Annotated in this window: 16 protein-coding genes; 11 read left to right on the top strand and 5 right to left on the bottom strand. The window is 68.4% G+C overall.

The genetic code is table 11. The features are described 5' to 3' along the window. Positions 1–127: 127 nt before the first annotated feature. The 6 genes from IG84_RS0106580 to IG84_RS0106555 all read left to right on the top strand — a co-directional run bounded on the left by IG84_RS0106580 (position 128) and on the right by IG84_RS0106555 (position 8,050). Positions 128–778, top strand: a complete 651-nt coding sequence (locus IG84_RS0106580) for a hypothetical protein (protein ID WP_107053827.1) — start codon at positions 128–130, stop codon at positions 776–778. Next, a complete protein-coding gene (locus IG84_RS0106575; protein WP_031052403.1) occupies positions 771–2,144 on the top strand; it encodes a glutamine synthetase family protein in 1,374 nt (457 codons plus the stop codon). Before IG84_RS0106580 ends, IG84_RS0106575 begins: the two co-directional genes overlap by 8 nt. Next, positions 2,141–2,947, top strand: coding sequence for a gamma-glutamyl-gamma-aminobutyrate hydrolase family protein (locus tag IG84_RS0106570; protein WP_031052402.1), 807 nt, complete (start codon positions 2,141–2,143; stop codon positions 2,945–2,947). Before IG84_RS0106575 ends, IG84_RS0106570 begins: the two co-directional genes overlap by 4 nt. Further along, complete coding sequence (locus IG84_RS0106565) at positions 2,944–5,391, top strand: AMP-binding protein (protein WP_078648645.1); 2,448 nt, start codon at positions 2,944–2,946, stop codon at positions 5,389–5,391. Before IG84_RS0106570 ends, IG84_RS0106565 begins: the two co-directional genes overlap by 4 nt. Positions 5,392–5,460: 69 nt before the next feature. Then, positions 5,461–6,558 carry a Zn-dependent alcohol dehydrogenase gene (locus IG84_RS0106560; protein ID WP_031052400.1) on the top strand — a complete coding sequence of 366 codons (1,098 nt, stop codon included), beginning with the start codon at positions 5,461–5,463 and terminating at the stop codon, positions 6,556–6,558. Positions 6,559–6,586: 28 nt separating this feature from the next. Next, the gene (locus IG84_RS0106555) at positions 6,587–8,050 is read left to right on the top strand and encodes an aldehyde dehydrogenase family protein (RefSeq protein ID WP_031052398.1); all 1,464 of its coding nucleotides are present in this window, start codon (positions 6,587–6,589) and stop codon (positions 8,048–8,050) included. A 102-nt stretch (positions 8,051–8,152) separates the two neighbouring features. Here the strand turns inward: IG84_RS0106555 and IG84_RS0106550 are convergent, their stop codons facing one another. Continuing rightward, the gene (locus tag IG84_RS0106550; protein WP_245659237.1) at positions 8,153–8,788 is read right to left on the bottom strand and encodes a TetR/AcrR family transcriptional regulator; all 636 of its coding nucleotides are present in this window, start codon (positions 8,786–8,788) and stop codon (positions 8,153–8,155) included. A 384-nt stretch (positions 8,789–9,172) separates the two neighbouring features. Between IG84_RS0106550 and IG84_RS0106545 the strand changes: the two genes are divergently transcribed. The 5 genes from IG84_RS0106545 (at position 9,173) to IG84_RS0106525 (ending at position 14,912) form a co-directional block, all read left to right on the top strand. Continuing rightward, entirely contained in the window at positions 9,173–10,651 is a 1,479-nt protein-coding gene (locus IG84_RS0106545; RefSeq protein WP_031052393.1) for an MFS transporter, read from the top strand. 109 nt (positions 10,652–10,760) lie between these two features. Next, on the top strand, positions 10,761–11,453 hold the full coding sequence (locus IG84_RS0106540; RefSeq protein WP_031052392.1) for a hypothetical protein: 693 nt from the start codon (positions 10,761–10,763) through the stop codon (positions 11,451–11,453). A gap of 43 nt (positions 11,454–11,496) precedes the next feature. Next, on the top strand, positions 11,497–12,843 hold the full coding sequence (locus tag IG84_RS0106535; protein ID WP_031052391.1) for an NAD(P)/FAD-dependent oxidoreductase: 1,347 nt from the start codon (positions 11,497–11,499) through the stop codon (positions 12,841–12,843). A gap of 114 nt (positions 12,844–12,957) precedes the next feature. Further along, entirely contained in the window at positions 12,958–13,317 is a 360-nt protein-coding gene (locus IG84_RS0106530; RefSeq protein ID WP_031052389.1) for a hypothetical protein, read from the top strand. Further along, positions 13,314–14,912, top strand: a complete 1,599-nt coding sequence (locus IG84_RS0106525; protein ID WP_051861451.1) for a sodium:solute symporter family transporter — start codon at positions 13,314–13,316, stop codon at positions 14,910–14,912. Before IG84_RS0106530 ends, IG84_RS0106525 begins: the two co-directional genes overlap by 4 nt. Here the strand turns inward: IG84_RS0106525 and IG84_RS0106520 are convergent. The 4 genes from IG84_RS0106520 to IG84_RS0106500 all read right to left on the bottom strand — a co-directional run bounded on the left by IG84_RS0106520 (position 14,905) and on the right by IG84_RS0106500 (position 20,189). After that, positions 14,905–17,046, bottom strand: coding sequence for an ATP-binding SpoIIE family protein phosphatase (locus IG84_RS0106520; RefSeq protein ID WP_031052385.1), 2,142 nt, complete (start codon positions 17,044–17,046; stop codon positions 14,905–14,907). The two genes, IG84_RS0106525 and IG84_RS0106520, sit on opposite strands and share 8 nt — an antisense overlap. 179 nt (positions 17,047–17,225) lie before the next feature. Then, positions 17,226–18,122, bottom strand: coding sequence for an MBL fold metallo-hydrolase (locus tag IG84_RS0106515; RefSeq protein ID WP_031052382.1), 897 nt, complete (start codon positions 18,120–18,122; stop codon positions 17,226–17,228). Positions 18,123–18,675: 553 nt separating this feature from the next. After that, the gene (locus IG84_RS0106505; RefSeq protein WP_031052381.1) at positions 18,676–19,164 is read right to left on the bottom strand and encodes a glutathione peroxidase; all 489 of its coding nucleotides are present in this window, start codon (positions 19,162–19,164) and stop codon (positions 18,676–18,678) included. A gap of 200 nt (positions 19,165–19,364) precedes the next feature. Further along, positions 19,365–20,189 carry an IclR family transcriptional regulator gene (locus tag IG84_RS0106500; protein WP_063761746.1) on the bottom strand — a complete coding sequence of 275 codons (825 nt, stop codon included), beginning with the start codon at positions 20,187–20,189 and terminating at the stop codon, positions 19,365–19,367. Between the last annotated feature and the right edge of the window lie 132 nt (positions 20,190–20,321).

Raw genomic sequence — 20,321 nt, 5'->3', positions numbered from 1 at the left:
TGCCCCACCATCCTAGTCATGCGTTTGAGTCACCTGACTAAGTAACCTCGGATTGTTCGAGCCCGTGCGGCGCCAACAGGTGTCATGCGGCTCGTGAAGTCGAAAGGACCGAAGGATGACCGGAACCATGACGGCCCCCACGTCGGCCTCCGCGGGTGCCGCAGCGGTCGACGTCAGGATCGAGGACGATGCGAGCCCCGTCGTGCGCTTGATCGCCCGCACGCTGCGTGACGCTGCCCAGGCCGGGCATGCCATCGACGCTCTGAACAGGTCGGCCGGCACCGTTGCGATTCGCTCTCACGACACGCCCCAGAGCGCGACGATCACCTTCGGTGACAACGGGATCGACGTGTCCAGCGGCGTGCCGGCCGAGCCGGACGCCGCCCTCACGGTCGACCTCAACGCGCGTTTCGCGCCGACGGCGGATCCCTCCGGCGACGCCGACCTGGCCGCGGGCGTCCTGCGGGCGCTCACGCCTCCCCTGCCCGGGTGGCGTGATGCCGCTCAGCGGTTCTGGGACGCGACACGTTCGCTGCCGGGCATTCCCGACGTACTGATCGCGGTCACCGAAGGGCCCGAGGGCCTGGAGCAGGCCGTGCTCGGTGACGGCTCCACGCAGTACCTGATCGCCGGAGCTCCCGAGACGCTCGCCGGCGTGTTCTCCGGTGCGGACGACCTCATGGCTGTCCTGTCCTCGGGTGCCCTCGGGATCCAGGGCACCCTGTCCCAGCTCTCGGTGATGACCGGCGCCTCCTGGAAGGTTCGTTTCGATGTCTGAACTCAGCACCACCGCCACGCGCGCACCGCTCCGCGACTCCGGAGCGCGAACCGTCCGGCTCGAGGCGACGAACCACGAGGGATGTTTCCTCGGCAAGAACGTCTCGCCCAAGAAGTTCGCCGCGGGCAAGGACGCCGGTTTTGCCTTCGCGGATCTCCTGTTCGGCCTTGATCTCGGCAACGCTCCCGCCTTCGGTTCCGCCTACCCCGCCTGGCGTGGCCACCTCGACGACGTCTACCTCCGTCCCGACATGTCGACCATGGTCGAGTGGAAGCCGGGCCTGGACTCGGTGATCGGCGACTACTGGCTCAAGGACGGCACACCGGTCCCGATCTGCCCGCGCAACCTCGTGCGGAAGATGGCCGAGCGGCTGGCCGGCCACGGATTCACCGCGACCGTTGCGGTCGAGATCGAGGCGACCGTCTTCGAGGAGTCGATCCACGAGGCACGAGCCCGCGGGTACCGCGACCTGACTCCCTTGGGCGGCAGCGCGGGCACGGCATACCACCTCGCCAAGTCGAAGGACTGGACCGACTACATGAACGCCGTGGCCGACCGCCTCGACGAGGTCGGCATCGAATGGGAGGCATGGAGCGACGAGGACGCCGCCGGTCAGATCGAGCTCAACCTCGCACCGGGCGACCCGGTCAAGGTCGGCGACGCCTGGGCGCGGACCCGCCAGATCATGCGCGAGGTCGCGTTCGAGCGCGGGCACAGCGTCACTTTCATGGCCAAGCCCACCGCCGGTTACGGCCAGGCGTCCCACCTCAACCTCTCCCTGCAGCACGACGGCGACAACGCGTTCTACGCCGAGGACGGACCGTCGGCCACGATGCTGCACGCCATCGGTGGGCTGCTGGCGACGATGGAGGGCAACACGTCGATCGTGCTGCCGCAGATCACGTCGTACCGGCGGCTGGTCGACCTCAGTGGGCCGCCGGTCACGATCAGTTGGGGGATCAGCAACAAGACCGCCGCGGTGCGCGCCGTCTGCGGACACCCCAAGTACTCCCGCCTCGAGTACCGTCTGCCGGGCGCGGACGCGAACCTCTACCTCGCGCTCGCGGGCGTGCTGGCCGGCGTCATCGCCGGCATCGAGCGGAAGATCGACCCGCCCGAGCAGGTCACCGACATGGCGTGGTGCCTGCCGCCGGGGCTGGGCATCGAGCGGATTCCGGACACCATCAGCAAGGCCGCGGCGGCCCTGGACGCCGACCCGATCCTGCGCGAGCTCCTCGGCGACGAGTTCGTCGACTGCTGGATCGCGTCGCGCAAGTGGGAGTGGATGCAGTTCCACACCGCCGGCGGCGACCCGTTCGCCGAGCTCTCGGAGTGGGAGTCGGTTCGCTACTTCGAACTGCCGTGAGCGCGCGTGAGGAGGCCGTGCCGGTGCGCCCGCTGATCGGCATCACCGGGCGGCGGTACCGGCTGGAACTGCTCAAGGGGTCCGACGAGCGGTACGGCGACCGTTGCACTGACAGCTACATGTCGGACTTCGCAAGCCGGATCGCGCAGGGCGGCGGACTTCCGGTGCACCTGTCGTACGACACCGACGCGACGGACATCTGCCAGTGGCTGTCCGGTGTGGTGATCACCGGTGGACAAGACGTCCATCCGGCGTGCTGGGGCGGCGACACGGCAGTGGCCCGCGACATCGATCCACGGATGGACCCGATGGCCCACGATGTGGCTCGGGACGAGTACGAGATCGAGCTCGTCCGAGCCGCGCTGGAGCGGGGGATACCCGTGCTGGGTGTGTGCCGCGGGATGCAGGTGCTCAACGTCGCCCTCGGCGGCACGCTCATCGCCGATCTTCCGTCCGGCTCCGTGAGCCACCTCTCGGCAGAGGCTGCACCGACCGACGGCACCGCCGATCACCTCGTGACCTTCGAGCAGGGCTCGGTCGCCGCCGGCCTGTTCGGCGAGCACGCGCTGACCAACTCCTGGCACCACCAGGCCGTCGACCGCTGCGGCGCCGGGCTGGTCGTGACCGGGCGGACGAGCGACGGCGTGGTCGAGTCGGTGGAGCTCCCAGGTGCTCCGGTGCTCGGAGTCCAGTGGCACCCGGAGTGGATGAAGAGCACAGACCCGGCGATGACGTGGATCGTCCGGGCCGCGGCGGAGCTGCTTACGGCCCGCTGCGGTGAAGAGATGCAGAGGATGCGATGACTGAGAACGTGGCAGCCGAGCGAGCCGGTCGCACCCGCTCGCGCCCCCTGCCGGTCGTGCTGCCCGAACAGCTCGGCGCGGACCCCACCATCCCGACCCTGACCGAGCTGCTGTCGCAGCGCGCACAGGATTCACCGGACCGGGAGTTCCTGCGCTTCGGCGAATGGTCATGGAGCTTTGCCGAGATCGACGCATGGAGTTCCCGGCTGGCGCACCGGCTGATCGAGCTCGACGGCGTACAGCCGGGCGACCGTGTCGCGATCATGCTCCCGAACGTCGTGCACTGGCCGGTCGTCTGGCTCGCCGCACTCAAGGCCGGCGCGGTCGCCGTTCCGATCAATTCCTCCTACCAGCGGGGCGACCTCGCCTTCGTCCTCCGGGACTCGGGTGCACGCGTCGCCTTCACCGACTCCGAGCGGTCCGGACTGATCGCCGACGTCCTGGCAACCGAGGGCGGGCTCGCCGGCTTCCGTGTCGTCGACGTCGCCGACGACGGGTCCGAGCCCTTCCCGGAGACGGCGCCGGCGGTGCCGGTCGATGCCGGGACGCTGGCGAACCTGCAGTACACCTCCGGCACGACCGGTTTTCCCAAGGCGTGCATGCTCACCCACGACTACTGGGTCAGGTTGGGCTGGGTCTGTGCGGCGGCGACCGGACTCGGTACCGAGGACGTGCTCCTGACGGCACAGCCCTTCTCCTACATGGATCCGCAGTGGAACACGGCGCTCGCACTCACGGTCGGGGCCCCGTTGGTCGTGTTGCCCCGGTTCTCCGCGTCGACCTTCATGGCGGACGTCCGCCGGCACCGCGCGACCTTTTTCTACGTCCTCGGGTCGATGCCCACGCTGTTGTTCAAGCAGCCGCCGGTGCCCGAGGACCGCGACAACGACGTACGCCAAGTGTTCTGTTCGGGCATTCCCGTCGGTCTTCACGCGCAGCTGGAGGAGAGATGGGGTGCGCCGTGGCGGGAGATCTACGGGATGACCGAGTCCGGGGTCGACCTGTTCAGCCCGTTCGCCGACGCCGGTGCCGTCGGGAGCGGGAGCCTGGGGCAGCCGGTGCCGACCAAGCAGGTCCGCGTCGTCGACTCCGCCGGCGACGAGGTGCCGGCCGGCGAACCCGGTGAGCTGGTCATCTCGGGCAAGCCCATGATGAACGGCTACTGGAACCGTCCGGAGGACACGGCCAGGGTCTTGCGCAGTGGGGGTCCCCCCGGCAATGAGGGCGTAGCCGCCGGGGGAGGCTGGCTGCACACCGGTGACGTCGTCGTCCGCCGACCCGACCATGGCATCCAACTGGTCGGAAGAATCAAGGACATGGTGCGCCGCGGCGGCGAGAACGTCGCGAGCGTCGAGGTCGAGGCCGCCCTCGAGCGCGACGACGTGGTAGTCGCGGCCGCGGTCGTCGCCGAACCCGACGAGACCCTCGGTGAGGAGGTCAAGGCATTCGTCCAGCCGGCAGCCGGCGTGCCGTGGAATCGTGCGACGGCTGAGGAGATCGTCGAGCGGGCCGGCAAGGAACTCGCTCGCTTCAAGGTGCCGCGCTACATCGAGTTCGTCGCCGACTTCCCCCGGACGCCGTCCGAACGCATCTCCAAGGCGGCCCTCAAGGCACGCGCCGTGGACGAGCCCGGGGTGACCTACGACCTGGGTGCACGACGGCGCAAGACGGCGGCACCTGCCGCGTCCGGCGGAGGATTCCTCGATGTCGACGTCGTGCGGGGCGTTGCATTGCTGACGCTCCGGCATCCCGAGAAGCTCAACGCCATGGACGTTGCCACCCGGCTGCGGCTGGCCACGGTCATCCGCGAGTACGGGACCGGCGAGAGCGTGCGCGGCATCGTGCTCACCGGCGAGGGGCGGGCCTTCTCCGCGGGTGAGGACCTCCAGAGCGCGCCGTCCACGGACGCCGAGGCCCGTGCGGCGTTCGCGAGCTTCCACGACATCACCCGAGCCATCCTGGAGACGCAGGTACCCGTAGTCGCGGCTGTCAACGGGCTCGCGGTCGGGGGTGCCTCGGAAATCACCCTGTGTTGTGACGCTCGCATCGGAACCCGGGCGACGGAGTACTACCAGCCGGAGAACGGCCGGGGCATCACGATCTCGAACGCGTCCAGCGTGCTGCTGAGGCGCCTCATCGGGAGCCATGCGATGCGCATGGTGCTCGGATCACCTCGGATCGGAGCCGACGAGGCGCTGCGGATCGGACTCCTGGACGAGATCGTCGAGCCCGACGCCCTGCTCGGCCGGGCCATCGACACCGTCATCGAGTGGACGCCCGAGGGCAACACGACGGCCCTTCACCTGGCTCTCCTGCGCCCTCAGACAGAGGAGGTCGAAGCGGCCTTCGCCCGTGAGGACCTCGCTGCGATGACGGCGTGGGAGAGCGGAGCCCTCAGTGCGGGGATCAAGGGCTTCTGGTCCGCCAGGCGCACCGGCGCGTAAGCCTCGCCCTGTGCTCGCCATCACCTTCAACAGACCAATGACACAGGAATCGACAGAGGGGACGTCGACATGATCGACACCCAGGCCGCGGTACTCACCGCAGTCAATGAGCCGCTCGAGCTGACCGACATTCGGGTGGACGATCCGGAGCCGCACGAGGTGCGGGTCGAGGTCACGAACGTGGGGCTGTGCCACAGCGACCTGCACTACATGACGGGGACGGTTCCGACCGACCTGCCGGTCGTGGTCGGGCACGAGGTGGCGGGCGTGGTCGAGGCGGTCGGGGCGCAGGTGTCCGGCTTGCGTCCCGGGGACCGCGTGGTCGGCGCGCTGACACCCTCCTGTGGCCGCTGCACCAACTGTGAGGCAGGACGGTCGACCCAGTGCCGGCGTCTCGAGGAGGTACGCCGCCGTCCGCGGCCCGCGTTCCGGACCACAGACGGCCGGCCGATCGAACGGCTCGGCGACATCGGGGCGTTCTCCCAGCACGTCCTCATGCGTGAGACCGCGCTGGTGCGCCTCCCTGACGACGTACCGCTGCACGTCGGGTGCCTCTTGGCCTGCTGCGTCATCACCGGCGTCGGCGCTGTCTTCCGCGGCGCTCAGGTGAGGCCGGGCAGCACGGTGGCGGTCATCGGCTGTGGCGGTGTGGGATCGGCCATCATCCAGGGGGCCAGGCTCGCCGGCGCGTCGGCGATCGTCGCGATCGACCTGGACGACGCACGGCTCAAGGCCGCGCGCGGCTACGGCGCGACCCACGTCATCAACGGCGGAGAAGGTGACGTTGTTGCCGAACTCCACCGTCAGTTGGGTGACGGAGCGGACTACTCCTTCGAGGCGGTCGGCTCGGCCCGTACCGCGGCGACGGCCGTGGCCCTCCTGCGCCCGACGGGTACCGCGTGCCTGGTCGGGATCGCACCCGGAGGTACCGAGCTCAGCATCCCGGCATCGGACTTCTTCTTCGAGGAGAAGCGGCTCATCGGCTCCTACATGGGCTCGGGCCAGGCGCGGCAGGACATCCTCCAGCTCGCGCGCCTGTACCAGCAGGGACGCCTGCTGCTCGACGAGATGGTGACGCGGGTCATCCCCTTCGACGAGATCAACGAGGGCTTCGAGGCGATGAAGTCCGGTGACGTGACCCGCATTGTCGTCGATCTCCAGTCCTGACCGACGAGTGAATGCAGAGGTGAGCTCCATGGCGAGCAACGAAATCACGATCCCCCAGCCGGTGAACTACATCGCCGACGACTGGAGCGAGTGCCCGACGGCCGATGACGCCTGGAACGTCGACCCCAACACGCGCGAGCCCATCCACCGCCTCGTCACGACAGCACCCGACGATCTCGACCGGGCGCTGCGGCACGCGGAGCGCGTGTACGACATCGGCCACTGGGGCGAGGACGCCCGGCGTGAGCGCGCCGACATGCTCGAGCGCGTGGCCGAGATCATCGAGACCCGTGCCGAGGACATCGCGCGGACGGACTCGCTGACCAGCGGCACGCCCATCAGCGTCACGCGCAAGGTCGCGGCCTTCCTGCCCGCGAGGATCCGGGCGTCGGCGTCGGACCTGGTGAACATCCCGCGCGTCACCGCGCTGTCGGCCGGCGGCCGCGACGTCCGCCTCCACAAGGTGCCGTGGGGGCCGGCCGCGATCCTCACACCGTGGAACGGTCCGAGCTTCATTCCCGCCGCCAAGATGGCCAGCGCGATCGCGGCGGGCTGCCCCGTCATCCTCAAGCCCTCGGAGCACGCGCCCAGCAGCGCGCAGATCATCGTCGAGTGCTTCCTCGCGGCGGGCCTGCCCAGCGGCGCGCTGCAGCTCGTGCACGGCGGTGGTGACGTCGGCGCCAGGCTGACTGCCGACTCGCGCATCAAGATCGTCTCGTTCACCGGCGGACCGGCCGCGGGCCGCGCCATCGCGCGGGCCGGCGCGGAGGACTTCAAGGTCCTGCAACTGGAGCTCGGCGGCAACAATCCGGTGCTCGTGCTGGACGATGCCGACCTCGACGTCGCCGCCGACGGCATCCTCGACGGCATGACCAAGCTCAACGGTCAGTGGTGTGAGGGGCCGGGCAAGATCCTCGCGCACCGCAGCCTGGTCGACCCTCTTCTCGAGGCGTTGACCGAGCGGATCACCAAGCTCGTCGTCGGCCACTCTCTCGACGAGGACGTCCAGATCGGCCCGATCTCCAATGCGCCGCACTTCCAGACCCTCCAGAGCAGGATCGAGGGGCTGCGTGATCTCGGGGCGAGCATCCGCCAACCCGCCCAACTGCCCGATCTCGACGGCTTCTTCATGTCGCCGACGATCGCCGCCGGTGCCGACCCTGCTCGGGCCACCGCCGAGCTGTTCGGTCCGGTCGTCTCTCTGCACGCCGTGGACTCCACCGAACAGGCGTTGCGTTTCGCCAACGCCAATCCCTCGGGCCTCGATGCCTACGTGTTCGGCGCCGACACCGACCGCGCGATCGACGTCGGCTCCCGCGTCATGTCCGGCGAGGTGCGCGTCAACGGCGCCAAGCTCGCCGACCTCGGTGAGGAGTCGGCTCAGAGCTTCTGGGGCCCGGCCGGCATCGGCGGCCACGGGCCGGCGGAGTCGGTGCGCGTCTTCTGCGGCGACCGGGTCGTCGGCGTCGACTCGCCCGACCTGCCGTTGTGACCACACCACACACGCTCTGTGGGAGGCCCGGCCCCGGGCCTCCCGCCGTGCACACCCCTGACGAGGGGCAGCAGCTCGAGTGCGGCGGCGTTCATGAGCCCATCACAGCGCCGCAGGTGAAGATCCGAGCCGAACCGTGAGCCAGTTCTCCAGTACGGAGACGGCGATTTCCATCTGTTCCGTTGCGGCAGACCGATCCCCGTAGGTCATCCAGTTCAGGGCGAAACCGTCAGCCAAAGCGGCGATGACATAAGCGATCTGGTCGATGGTTTCTGCGTCGACCGGGTGGTCCGAGGTGGCGCCGCGAAGCGCAGTACGCGCAGTCTCCAGGGCCTGGTCGTACACCGCGATACCGCGGTCTCCGTGCTGACGCCGTGCCCAGCTGATGAGTTCCAGCGTCGCCGCGGCGAAGTTGGCCGACTCGAGGTAGCACTCCATGACACCGCGCAGGAGCTGGCGAGCCGTGTCCGCCAGGTTGGCGTGCGGATCACTGTCCTTGAGCACCTCGCGGAATTTGCCGGCCACGAAATCGTAGACATCGGCGAAGAGGTCCTCCTTGGAGTCATAGCAGTAGTGCAGCATCGCCAGGTTCGCCTGAGCCTGCTCGGCAATCCGTCGGGTCGTTGCGCCTTCGATGCCGTAGACCGCGATGACTTCCACGGCGGCGTTGATGAAGTCGCTACGCCGTTGGGCGACGGAGATCCGTGGCACGAAATCCTCCCGGTGCAACGCGTCCACTCAGTTGGACGCTTGATTAAGTCAGCACCCAGCTTAGCAGTTGCGCCTGTCGTCGACGGTTGTTGCGGCCGGGCAGTGAATTTTCTTAGTCGCGCGTCTTGAACAGCTGACTAACTTCGCCTTAGCGTATGAGACGGATCACAAGGCGGCCCGGCGCCTCTCCAGCGCGGACCAGCCCTTTCTCGAGAACGAACCTGCCGTGACGAAGAACGGACCAAGCGTGCAGGCGCCTTGTTCGCGCGGACCGAGCACATGGCGTCGAGGCACTCAACCCGTTGTACCGAGGCGTCGCCCAACGCATCCGCAACGAGCCGGACCGCCATCGGGGCCGGGCTCCCGGGCCATGTCTGATCAGCCACCTCTGATCGGGAACTGGAGAGAACCATGACAGAGATCCACCAACCTGCCGGACTCGCCGGCGAGGCGCCTTCTCGCCCTGCGCCGAACAAGCCGCACAAGGGGGTGCTCATCGGTGTAGGCGCGCTGCTGGTCGTCCTGACCAACGCCGTCATCTTCATCCTGCCGCCGCTCCTGCCGGTCATTCAGGCGCAGTACGGCCTCGCCACAGTGGCCGAGACGACGTGGCTCTACACGGCGCTGACCCTCGGCGGGGGAGCGGGCTTCATCCTGTTGCCGCGCCTCGCCGATCTGTACGGCGACCGGAGCGCCTCCGTGGCGGCGTCCGCATTTCTCGCGGTCGGCGCGCTCATTCCGGCCGTCGGCGACTCGTATCCGACCCTTCTGGCCGGCTGCATTCTGATGGGCTTCGGTGGCGCGGCGCAGCTCCTTCCGCTCGGATTCCTGCGTCGCAATCTCGGCGAGGACGGCATCACGGTGGGGGTCGCGGTCCTGGTCATCGCTACCGGTGTCGGCATCGTCGTCGGCATGATCGGCGGCGGCTTCATCGTCGAGAACCTGTCGCTGCGGAGCTTCTTCATCATCCTCGCCGCAGTGTGCGCGGCCACGACCGTTGCGTCGTACGCCACGATTCCCCACGCCCCGCCTGCCGAGCGCGCCGGCCGCATCGGAGTACTCGGCACGGTGTGGATGATCGCCTGGGTCGCGACGATTCTCCTGACTCTGACGCAAGGCCTCGTGTGGGGCAGCGCGGCACTCATTCCGTTGGTGGTCGGCATCGTCGGTGGCATCGCCTGGGTGCGCGTCGAGCGCAAGTCGTCCTCGGCGGTGTTCGACGTCGCCATGATGAAGGCTCCGCTGGTCACCGCTTCGTGCTTGTGCATCGCGCTGTTCGCAGCGGTGAACTCAGCCTTCATGCTCCTGCTCAGCACGTATGCCCAGATCAGTCCTGAGGTTCTTCGGCCGGCGGACGCCTACGGCCTCGGGTTCAGCGCTCTGCAGACCGGCTTGCTCATGGCGCCCTTCGCGGTGGCGTTCCTGGTCCGAGGCACCGTGCTCGACCGCGCTTTGTTCAACGGCCGTGGTGTGCCCGTCTTCGTCATCGGAGCGCTTACCAGCGCAGCGGGACTGGCCTGGCTCGCCGTGGCGCACGACCAGCAGTGGCACCACCTCGTGGGCGCTGCCGTAATGGGCCTCGGGTGCAGAATCGGCTACGCGGCCAGCTTCACCCTGGTGCAGTTGGCAGTGCCCGAGGAGAAGGCCGAAATGGCCGCCGGTGCCGCCGGCACCTTCATGGCCGTGGGTTTCGCCTTCGGCACGGCACTGGTCAGCGGCGACCTCAGCGCCTCCCTGGTTCCGGTGCCCGGAACCGGTCTCGAAGTCGCCGCAAAGGGCCTCTACGGCATCGGCTACTGGCTGTCGGGAGTTCTCGCCCTGCTCGTCGTGGTGACCGTGCTGATCTCACGCGCTCGGTCCGGTCGGCGGTCCGGAAGTGCCGCGTCCTGAACCAGCCCCTCGCTCCGACGGCATCCATGTCCGAGGCAATTCAACGACCCCCTGCACAGATTGGCCTTCTGCTCAGCAGTAAAGGCCCGGCCCAAAGGAACCGCACACCATGAAAGAACTGCTCTTCATGCTCGCCGATCTCTGGATGATCTTCACCGGATTCTTCTACGGATGGAGATTCATTCGACGGTACGGCAACTACCTGCTCGGCCTGGAATGGATGATCGTCGCCACGTCCGGCTCGAACTTCCTCGTCTGGTCCCTCCTCGGAGGCGACCCGGGCAGCTTCCTGTACTCCATCGCGTACTTCTTCGATGCCTTCTCGCGATCGGTGGGCATCACCCTGATTCTCATCATGGGCCTGATGCGAGTCACGCACCGGTACAAGCCGACGTTGGCGGTCGACATCAGCGTGTTTGCGCTGGCCATCGTCGCCGGGCTGTATCTCCAGCAGTTCCGCAGTCATGAGCTTCACGTCGGCCCGGCAACGTACTACGTCATCGTCAACGTGCTCACGACCCTGTTCCTCGCCTATTTCTCATGGCGGCTCTGGAAGATTCGTGCCAAGGGCCTGGCCATCGGTGCTGCGCTCGCTACCGCCGCGGGGACCGCCATCGCGCTCATATACGACTTCTTCCCGATCCCGGACGACGAGCACCGCACCACCCACTACATCCTCGCTCTCACCACGTGGGGATTCCAGATGTTCGTGTACTTCCTCGCCTACCGCGCTCTGCACAACCACAACGTGGCGACGGGTGCGGAACCGGCTTCGAACGAACACAGCGCTGCTCGGGCCTGAGCAACGCGCCAAGGACCAGAGCGCATTCCCGAGGAGCAATCAGATGAAGACCCACAACGTCGAGTACACCACCTTCAGCGGCTGGGTCGATCCGCCCGCAGACATCCTGCCGGGCCTGACCGGCGACCTCACCTGTGACGTCGCGGTTGTCGGCGGCGGCCTCGGAGGCATGTCGACGGCGCTGCGGCTGGCCGAACATGGTCAAGATGTGGTGCTGCTGGAGGCCGAGTTCTGCGGACACGGCGCCAGCTCCCGCAACGCAGGGCAAGTGGCGGGTGCTCCGGGCGGGGACCTCCAGCTCCTCAATCTGCTCTACCGCAAGAAGATGCCCGGCATGATCCGGCTTGCCGAGCACGCCGCGCACCACGTGGAAGACCTCATCAAGACGCACGGCATCGACTGCGACTACGAACCGACGGGCAACTGCTTCGCGGCGGTGTCGCGTGGACAGATGGGCCGAGTGCGCCGCGTGACCAAGATTCTTCAGCGCGCCGGCTGCCAGGTGGAACTGGGCACGAGCGAAGAGCTCGGAATCCCGCGCGGATTCCTCGGCGGGATGCGCGAGATGGTCGGGGGAATGATGAACCCCGGCAGGTTCACCCTGGGGGTGCGCCGCGCACTGCTCGGCTCGTCCGCGCGAGTCTTCGAGCAGACGAAGGTCACCGACATCACGCGCGACCGCGGTCAGGTAGTTCTGACCACTCCTCAGGGCCAGGTGCGGGCGAACAAAGTGGTTCTGGCGACGAACGCGTACGCGGGAGAGTGGGACATCACTCCTCCACGGCTCTCCGTGCCCATCTGGGTCATCGAGGTGGAGACTCAGCCCATCGATCCTGCCCGTTTGGCTGCACTGGGGTGGACGAGTCGGTCGGGACTCGTCACCCAGCACAACATCATGGAAAATTACCGCCTGACGCCGCGCAACACCATTGTGTTCGGCGTCCGGCGGCTCGAGCGCGGCACGACTTATCCACTCCCGCAGAAGGAGCCGGACCCGTCGCTCGTCGAAGAACTCGCGGAAGCCTTCGCGACGCGGTTTCCGGCTCTCTCCGACGTCGCGATCGATCGTGCGTGGGGAGGATGGATCGCGATCGCCTCGTCCTGGCTTCCGCTCGCGGGGCAGATCGACGACAACATCTTCTACTCGATGGCCTGCAACGGCCACGGTCTGGCTCAAGCGCCCTATGTCGGGTCCCTCATCGCCGATCTGATCGTCGACGGCGAGCGACACGAAGACTTGGAGGGATTGTGGATGAAGAAGCCAACGTTCCCTCGTCCGATGATGATGGGCCCGCTGGGACTGCGCACCATCTGGGCCGTCGACCGTTTCAACGATCTCGTCAACGGAAGCCGACGCAATGCCCGACGAGGCTCGGTGCCTGTGGCCTGACCGTCGGCTCGGTGCCTGTGGCCCCTGACCGTTCCAAGACGCCTCCGCTCTCCGACGACCGGTTCACCACCACCACGTCCTGTACCCCCGCACCTTTACTTACAAGAGAGTTCCGTGCGCTCCTACTTCGTTCCGAAGCCGCCCGACGAGTCGGTGACGGACGTCCGTCCGCAACGCGCCGACCTTCACCGCCACGCCGTGCACCGGGCCCAGCGGGTGTTTCTTGCCCTCAACGCGGTGCCTTTCGCCGTCGGTGTCGTGCTGTCCTGTGCCGCCGAGCTCGCCGCGGCTCCCGTGTACGGTCGGCTCACGCTGGGCCTCGGCTGGGGAGTCCTTCAACTCGGCGTCTTCGCCGGCAGCGTCTGGTGGTACGAGAACCGGGCGACGCGGGTGTGCGACCCCCTCGAACGGCCTCCGACGCCCGGGGCCTCGGGTGCCTCTCCGGCGGACGCGTCCCGGGCGGTGACGCGGTGACCTGGTACCTCCTGAGCTCGGGCGTACACGACCCGATCGGCTCGGCGGCGAGAGGTCCGGTGGTGGTCGCCTTCTTGGTCTTCATCGGTCTGGCTCTGCTGTGGGTGGTCACGCTGGCCACCCACGACGACCACCCGGAAGGGCTGTACGTCGCTGACCGGTCCCTGTCACCGGTGTTCAACGGGTTTGCCATGGCCGGCGAACAGATCTCCGTCCTTACGCTGTTCGCGACGTCCGGAGCCATCGCTCTCTTCGGCTACGACGGGTACGCCTCCGCCGTCGACAGCGTCCTCGCCCTCGGTCTGCTGCTGCTCCTCGCTCAGAAGGTCCGCAACAGTGGCCGCTACACACTCGGCGGCCTCTTCTCCCTGCGGGCATCCGGGCCGGCGCCGTGCATCGCCGCGGCCGTGGTGACGCTCGCGATCACGCTTCCCATGCTGGTGATCCAGCTACGGGCCGGCGGCATCATCGCGGCCATGCTGATCGGCTTGTCGACCGATGCGGCCCAGGTGCTGTGCACGGTCCTGCTGGGTGGGCTCGTCGTCTGCTTCGCCGTGGTGGCGGATCTCAAGGGCACCAGCCGCATGCACGTGGTCAAGGTCGGCATCACCCTGGTGACGCTCGCGGTGTTCGTGGTGCTGTCCCTGAACAAGTTCTCGTGGGACGCCGGAAGCCTGCTCTCCGCCGCCGTGGACAAGAGCGTGGCGCCCGACGACTATCTGAGCCCGGGGCTCTGGGCACACATCTCGAGCCTCGTGCCACTCAACATGATCAGCGATCACATCGTCGTGATCCTCGGCACGGCTGTGATGCCCCACCTGATCCTGCGTGTCGGCGCGTCCCGCACCGGGCGCTCGGCACGGCGATCCATGAGCATCGCCGTGGGACTGACCGGTGCCTACTTCCTCCTCCTGATCGCCACCGGCTTCGCAGCCGCGGCCGTGGTGGGTGGCAGGGACATCGGTAGGGTCGACGACAACGGGCAGGCGTCCCCGGTCCTGCTGGCCTCCGATGTCCTGGGGAACGGCTCCGCCATGCGCGTCGCGCTGATCACCGCCGTGGCGTGTGCCGCCTTCCTCGTCATCCTCACGACCGTAACGAGCGTGATGTTCGCAGCCGCCGTCACCCTCGCGCACGATGTGTTCGCGCGTGCCGACGGTCCGCGCGCCACCAGGCGACACGTGCGGGCGCTGCGTCTGGCCATCGTCGTCCTGGGTGCCATGGGCCTGACGCTGTCCGCGGCCGCTCACCGGTATTCGGTGGAGTTCCTGGCCATCTTCTCGATGAGCGTCGCGGCGACATGCGTGGCCCCGGTGCTCGTCTACTCTTTCTTCTGGCCGGGGTTCAACCGCAGAGGGCTGTTGTGGTCCGTCTACGGGGGGCTGCTGCTGTGCACCGTCCTCACGATGTTCTCTCCCACCGTGTCCGGATCCGCGTACGCGCTCATGCCGGAGGCGGATTTCCATTGGTACCCGTTCCGCGCTCCGGGCCTGCTCTCCGTACCCGCGGCGTTCCTCCTCGGTTGGCTCGGCAGCAGGAACCCGGTCCGGGGCCCGGTTCGCGCCGAGAGACCGGTGGAGCAGGGCGTCATCTGAGGACGCCGTCCGCCTCGGTGGGCAGGGCCTGTTCCGCCCAGATCACCTTGCCCTCGCGGCTGTGCCGTGTGCCCCAGCGCTCGGCGAGCTGGGCGACCAGCAGCAGGCCACGCCCGCCCTCGTCGAAGGTGCGGGCGTGGCGCAGGTGCGGGGAGGTGCTGTTCGTGTCGAAGACTTCGCAGGTCAGCGTGGACTGGAGGATCAGCCGCAGCTGGATCGGGCCCTTGCCGTAGCGGATCGCGTTGGTGACCAGTTCGCTGACGATCAGTTCCGTGGCGAAGGACAGTTCCTCCAGTCCCCAGGCGGTGAGCGTCTGGGACGTGTGGCCACGGGCGCCGGCGACGGCCGCCGGGTCCGAGGGGAGGTCGAGCGTGGTGACATGGCCGGGGTCGAGGGCCAGGGTCCGCGCCACCAGCAGGGCGACGTCATCGGAGCGGTTGCTGGGCAGCACGGCGGCCAGCAACCGGTCGCAGATCTCCTCCGGCATGTCCGGCCCGTCGGTGAGGGCGTCGCACAGCGCGGCGCGCGCGGAGTCGACGTCACGGCCACGGCTCTGGATGAGACCGTCGGTGTACAGGGTCAGCAGACTGCCCTCCCCCAGCTCGAACTGAGCCGTCTCGAAGGGGAGCCCGCCCAGGCCCAGGGGCGGGCCGATCGGCATCTCGGGAAAGTCGACCGACCACGTGGCGTCAATGTGCCTGGCGGGAGGAGGAGTTGCCACGGCCGGGGCGACATGGCCGGCGCTGGCCAGCGTGCACACGCGGGACACCGGATCGTAGACCGCGTACAGGCAGGTGGCGCTCAGCTCGCCGTCGTCCCGCGCCTCCTCGCGCTGCAGACGGATGACCACGTCGTCCAGATGCGTGAGGAGTTCGTCGGGCATCAGATCGATGTCCGCGAAGGCCCGGACGGCCGTGCGCAGGCGGCCCATCGTGGCGGCGGCGTGCAGGCCGCGCCCGACGACATCGCCGACGACGAGGGCGACCCGCGCTCCGGACAGCGGGATCACGTCGTACCAGTCACCGCCCACGCCCGCCCGCGCACCGCTCGGCAGATAGCGGGACGCCGTGTCGACGGCGGACTGCTCCACCGCGCGCTGCGGCAGCAGGCTGCGCTGGAGGGTGAGCGCGGTGGTGCGCTCCTGGCTGTACCGGCGGGCGTTGTCGATGGACACCGCCGCCAGTGCCGCGATCTCCTGGGCCAGCAGAAGGTCGTCGTCGTCGAAGGGAGCCGTGGTGCTGCGGCGGAGGAACTGGGCGAGGCCCAGGGTGTGGCCGCGCGCCCGCAGGGGCAGCAGCAGGGCCGAGTGGTGGACGGACGCGGGCGCCGTGGCGCGGTGCGGGCGCGGCTGTCCCGAGGCCAGAGCGCGCGCCGGTTCCGACTCCGCCGGATAGGTGTGCGTCCGGCCGGTGGCGACCGGCAGGCCCACGTCGTCCTCCCGCGCCGAACGCTGGGCGATACGACGCAGCACCGGCGTGCGTGCGGCCGGCGCGGGCGGCTGGGCGTCGCCGTCGTGGAGCAGGGAGTCGAGGAGGTCGACGGTGACGAGGTCGGCGAAGTCCTCCGTGCCGAATTCCGCCAGCTCCTCGGCGGTACGGGCGGTGTCGAGACTCGTCCCGATCCGCCGGCTCGCCTCGTTGGCCAGCAGTAGCCGGCGCTGCACCCGCCGGTCGCGCTCCTCCTGATAGGCCGCGACGACCTGCTCCGAGCCGCGGTCGACGTACGCGAAGGCCGCGCCGACCAGCCGCATGGCCGCGGCGTTCATCAGCTCCCAGTCGTCGCTGAGCCGTGCTGCCTCGCCCTGGAGCAGTTGGATGAGGAGCATGTGGGCGAGGCGGTAGGAGCGCAGCAGCTGGCTGATCGGCACCCCGCGCCGGGCGGCCTGGCGGGCGACCTCCAGCGCCTTGGGCGGCGCCTCGACCTCTGTCACGTCGATGCGCTGTTCGAGTACGTCGAGGAACCTGGTGATGTGCCCGGCCGTCTCCTCCAGCGCGAGCTCGGCGATCTCTTCGTGCTCCCACAGCTCGGGCATGTCGACGCGCAGGCGTCGCAGCAGCAGGTCGGCCGACTCCTCCGCCCGGGGGCTGAGCTCCTGAGCAAGACGACGGAGGAACGTGTCGACATCGATGCCCATACCGGAAACGTACCGAAGGTCCCGCATCCGCGCCCCTCCAGCGCGGCCGGGCAGGCCAGGGGTGCCGTCTACAACGGCGCCGGCGACGAGGCGCCCGCGATGCAGACGCCGGGGGGAGGTCACCGTTCCGTGTCATGCTCTGGGCCCATCCCTCGGGCCGCTGTGCGGCCGTCTCGGCTCTACGTAGCGCGGAAACGCCCCTGCTCCACCTCCGCGACCTGCCCTTCGGCCATCAAGCGGTCCAGGTGCTGTACCGCCGTTCTCCGCTCTACGGGCCCCACCTGTGGCAATTCGACGTGGGGCCGGTAGACCAGCCGGTGTTCGACGATCTCCTCGATGGTCCGGGGTTCGCTGAGGAAGGCCAGCAGCGTGGCCTCACGCTTCTCCACTACTCCGGCGAAGGCGTCGAGCCGGCGCCGGAACTCCGCGGCGCCCTCGATGACGCCCTTCTGGTGGGAGGTGCCGTACCAGCGCGCATCGATCTCCCGGCACCGGCGCATCGATGCCTCGAAGTCCACGAGGCTGCTGCCCACGTCGCCGTAGTACGGACCGAACGACGTCAGGTCGATGTCCGCCACGAACAGGAAACCCTCCGGCTCGATCAGGAAGCCGCTGTGGCCCGCGGTGTGGCCGGGGAGGTGCACGACGGTCACGGTGCGCCCGCCCAGGTCGAACACGGTGCCGTCCGCGAACCCCGTCGCGTCCGGACGGCCGTGCACGTGGAAGTGATCCCGCAGCGCCTTGTCGGCCTCGTCGGCTGCCTCGGGCGGAAGACCGAATCCGGCGACCAGGACCTCGCGGGAGCGCAACGCATCGAGATCGCCGTGGTGGCCGTGGACCGGCACGTCGTAGCTGCTGAGACCGGCGATGTGATCCTCGTGCGCATGGCTGACGAGGACCCCGTCCGCGGGTGGCGCGTCTTCGACGAGTGACAGCGAGGGATCGATGACCAGCGATTCGCCGGCGCCGCGCACGAGCAGTGAGTTGCCGTACGGGTAGGCGCCCCGTTCGGCGCCGACGAGCACGCTGACCTCACCGTATTCCACTGTCGTGTATCCGGTGGTGCGTGTTTCCATGGTGACGACTTCCTTCTATTCTCTTCTGTCCGACATCCGGTCGAGCGTCCACATCACCCGCAGTACCAGGGTGTTGAAGACGAGTGGGGGCGAACTCGAGGAGCTATTCGCGTGCTTGCGGGATGCAGCCTGAGGACCTGCCCTCCACTGCAGGCTTGTGAGTTGAGCACTGGGACAGCAGTGTTGGAAGCAATGAGACATCGGTCGTGAGCCGGCACCATGAGCGATACCCCTGTTCAGTACGAACTGGTGACCTGCGTGATTCGGGGGACAGCGGTATCGGTGAGCTGGGACGTTAGTGCAGGTCAGGCTGCTGATGCAACGCCCAGGACTGTTGGAGGGGACAGTCTCGGCATGTACATCATGTACTTTCCCGGTCGACGTCGCTGGCTTGCGATTCTGCAACTCCCCAAGGGGGCGTGGGAGAGCAGTCCTCTGCCCAGAGCTGTTCTCCACCCCCCAGGACGTTGCCGCGACCTGGCTTGCCAGGCGGCGGACCGCCTCGACGCGGCCCGGCGGTCGGGTGCGGGGGCGCCACCGACCAGCAGGCGTGTCAGGCGGGAAGGATTTCCTCCAGGGCCTCTACGACCTCGAAGGAGTCCGGGGTGGTCTGCGGGGAGAAGCGGGCGGCGACGGTGCCGTCGGGGGCGAGGAGGAACTTCTCGAAGTTCCAGCGGATGTCGCCCCTGTGCCCGTCCGCATCCGCTGTGCGCACGAGCTTCGCGTACAGCGGGTGCCGCCGGGGGCCGTTCACCTCCACCTTCTCGGTCAGCGGGAAGGTGACCCCGTACGTGGACGAGCAGAACTTGGCGATCTCCTCGGGTGTTCCGGGCTCCTCCTCCGCGAACTGATTGCACGGGACGCCGAGGACGGTGAACCCCCGTGCTGCGTACTTCTTCTGGAGCTGTTCCAGCTCGGTGTACTGCCGGGTGAGGCCGCACTTGGAGGCGACGTTGACGACGAGGACCGCCTTGCCCCGGTACTGGGCGAGATTCGCGGGACCGCCCTGGAGAGCGTCGATGTGAACTTCGTAAAGAGACATGCCGGAGATGTTATTAGGACTACTCGTTTGGATCTTGCGCGCCCGCGGGCCCGGCACCGCACCGGACCGCCTCGACCGGCGAGGTCGGTGAGACCGCCACCCTCGTCGCCCTCGTGGCCGCCGGACACATGGCAACTCACCTGTCCTGCAGCAAGTGGCCTCGGTTGTCGAGGAGTGACCGGGCGGCGGGCGGGGAGGGTTCAGGCGCCTCGGAGCAAGCTGGGCTGAGCCGGTTCGGCTCCGCGTGACGCGTGGGCGCCGCCGCTGGGGACAGGTGCTCCCAGCGCACGGGAGATTCCGCGGGCGGCCGCCTGGACGGGAGGGATCAAGACGTGGGCGTGGGCGGTGTCGGCGTGCGCGACGATCGAGACCGCCGCGACCACACCACCCCCTGGGCCGTGCACCGGTGCGGCGACCGACATGCTGTCCATCGTGATCTGCCGGTCGCTGATGGCGACACCGGTTTGCCTCACCTCAGCGAGGGCCCGCCGTACCTGGGCGGGAGAGCAGAGGGTCTTCTCCGTGTAGCGGGTCAGGGGCTGACTGAGGACCTGTTCCTGCATCGCAGCGGGAGCGTGCGCGAGGAGCACCAGGCCGACCCCGGTGGGCGGAAGGGAGAAACGGCCGCCTACTCGGGTCAGTACCGGCACGGCTCCTCGTCCGGCAAGCCGCTCCACGTACACGACCGATAGAGCCTCGCGCACGGCGAGCTGTACGTTCTCCCGTGTGAACTGATTCAGGTCTGCCAGATAGGGCAGGGCCAGTTCGCGCAGCCCCAGCCCACGCGGTGCCAGCGCCGCTATCTCCCAGAGTCGGAGGCCGATGCGGTAGCCACCACCCTCCTCCCGCTCCAGCGCGCCCCAGCATGTGAGCTCCTTGACGAGGCGGTAAGTAGTGGTCAGAGGCAGGCCGCTGTACCGGGAGATGTCCGTGAGGCGGAGCACCAGGCGGGCACTGGAGAATGCCTCCAGTACCCGCAAAGCCCTTCCCGTTACCGTGGCGGTCGTCCGCTGTCCGTCCTGCATGCGGCTCTCCTCGTCTCGGGCGCCTGTCGAGGGCGGTGGCTGGATGGTTCGCTCGGCTGCGTACCGCCGAAACCGACTTGACTGCCAACCTCGGGGTGGCCGATGCGTGTGCGACGCGGATGGCGAGCCGTC

Source organism: Streptomyces ochraceiscleroticus, assembly GCF_000720485.1.
GTDB lineage: Bacteria > Actinomycetota > Actinomycetes > Streptomycetales > Streptomycetaceae > Streptomyces > Streptomyces ochraceiscleroticus.
The sequence above is the reverse complement of the archived record's forward strand: the minus strand, read 5'-3'. Positions and strand labels throughout refer to the sequence as shown.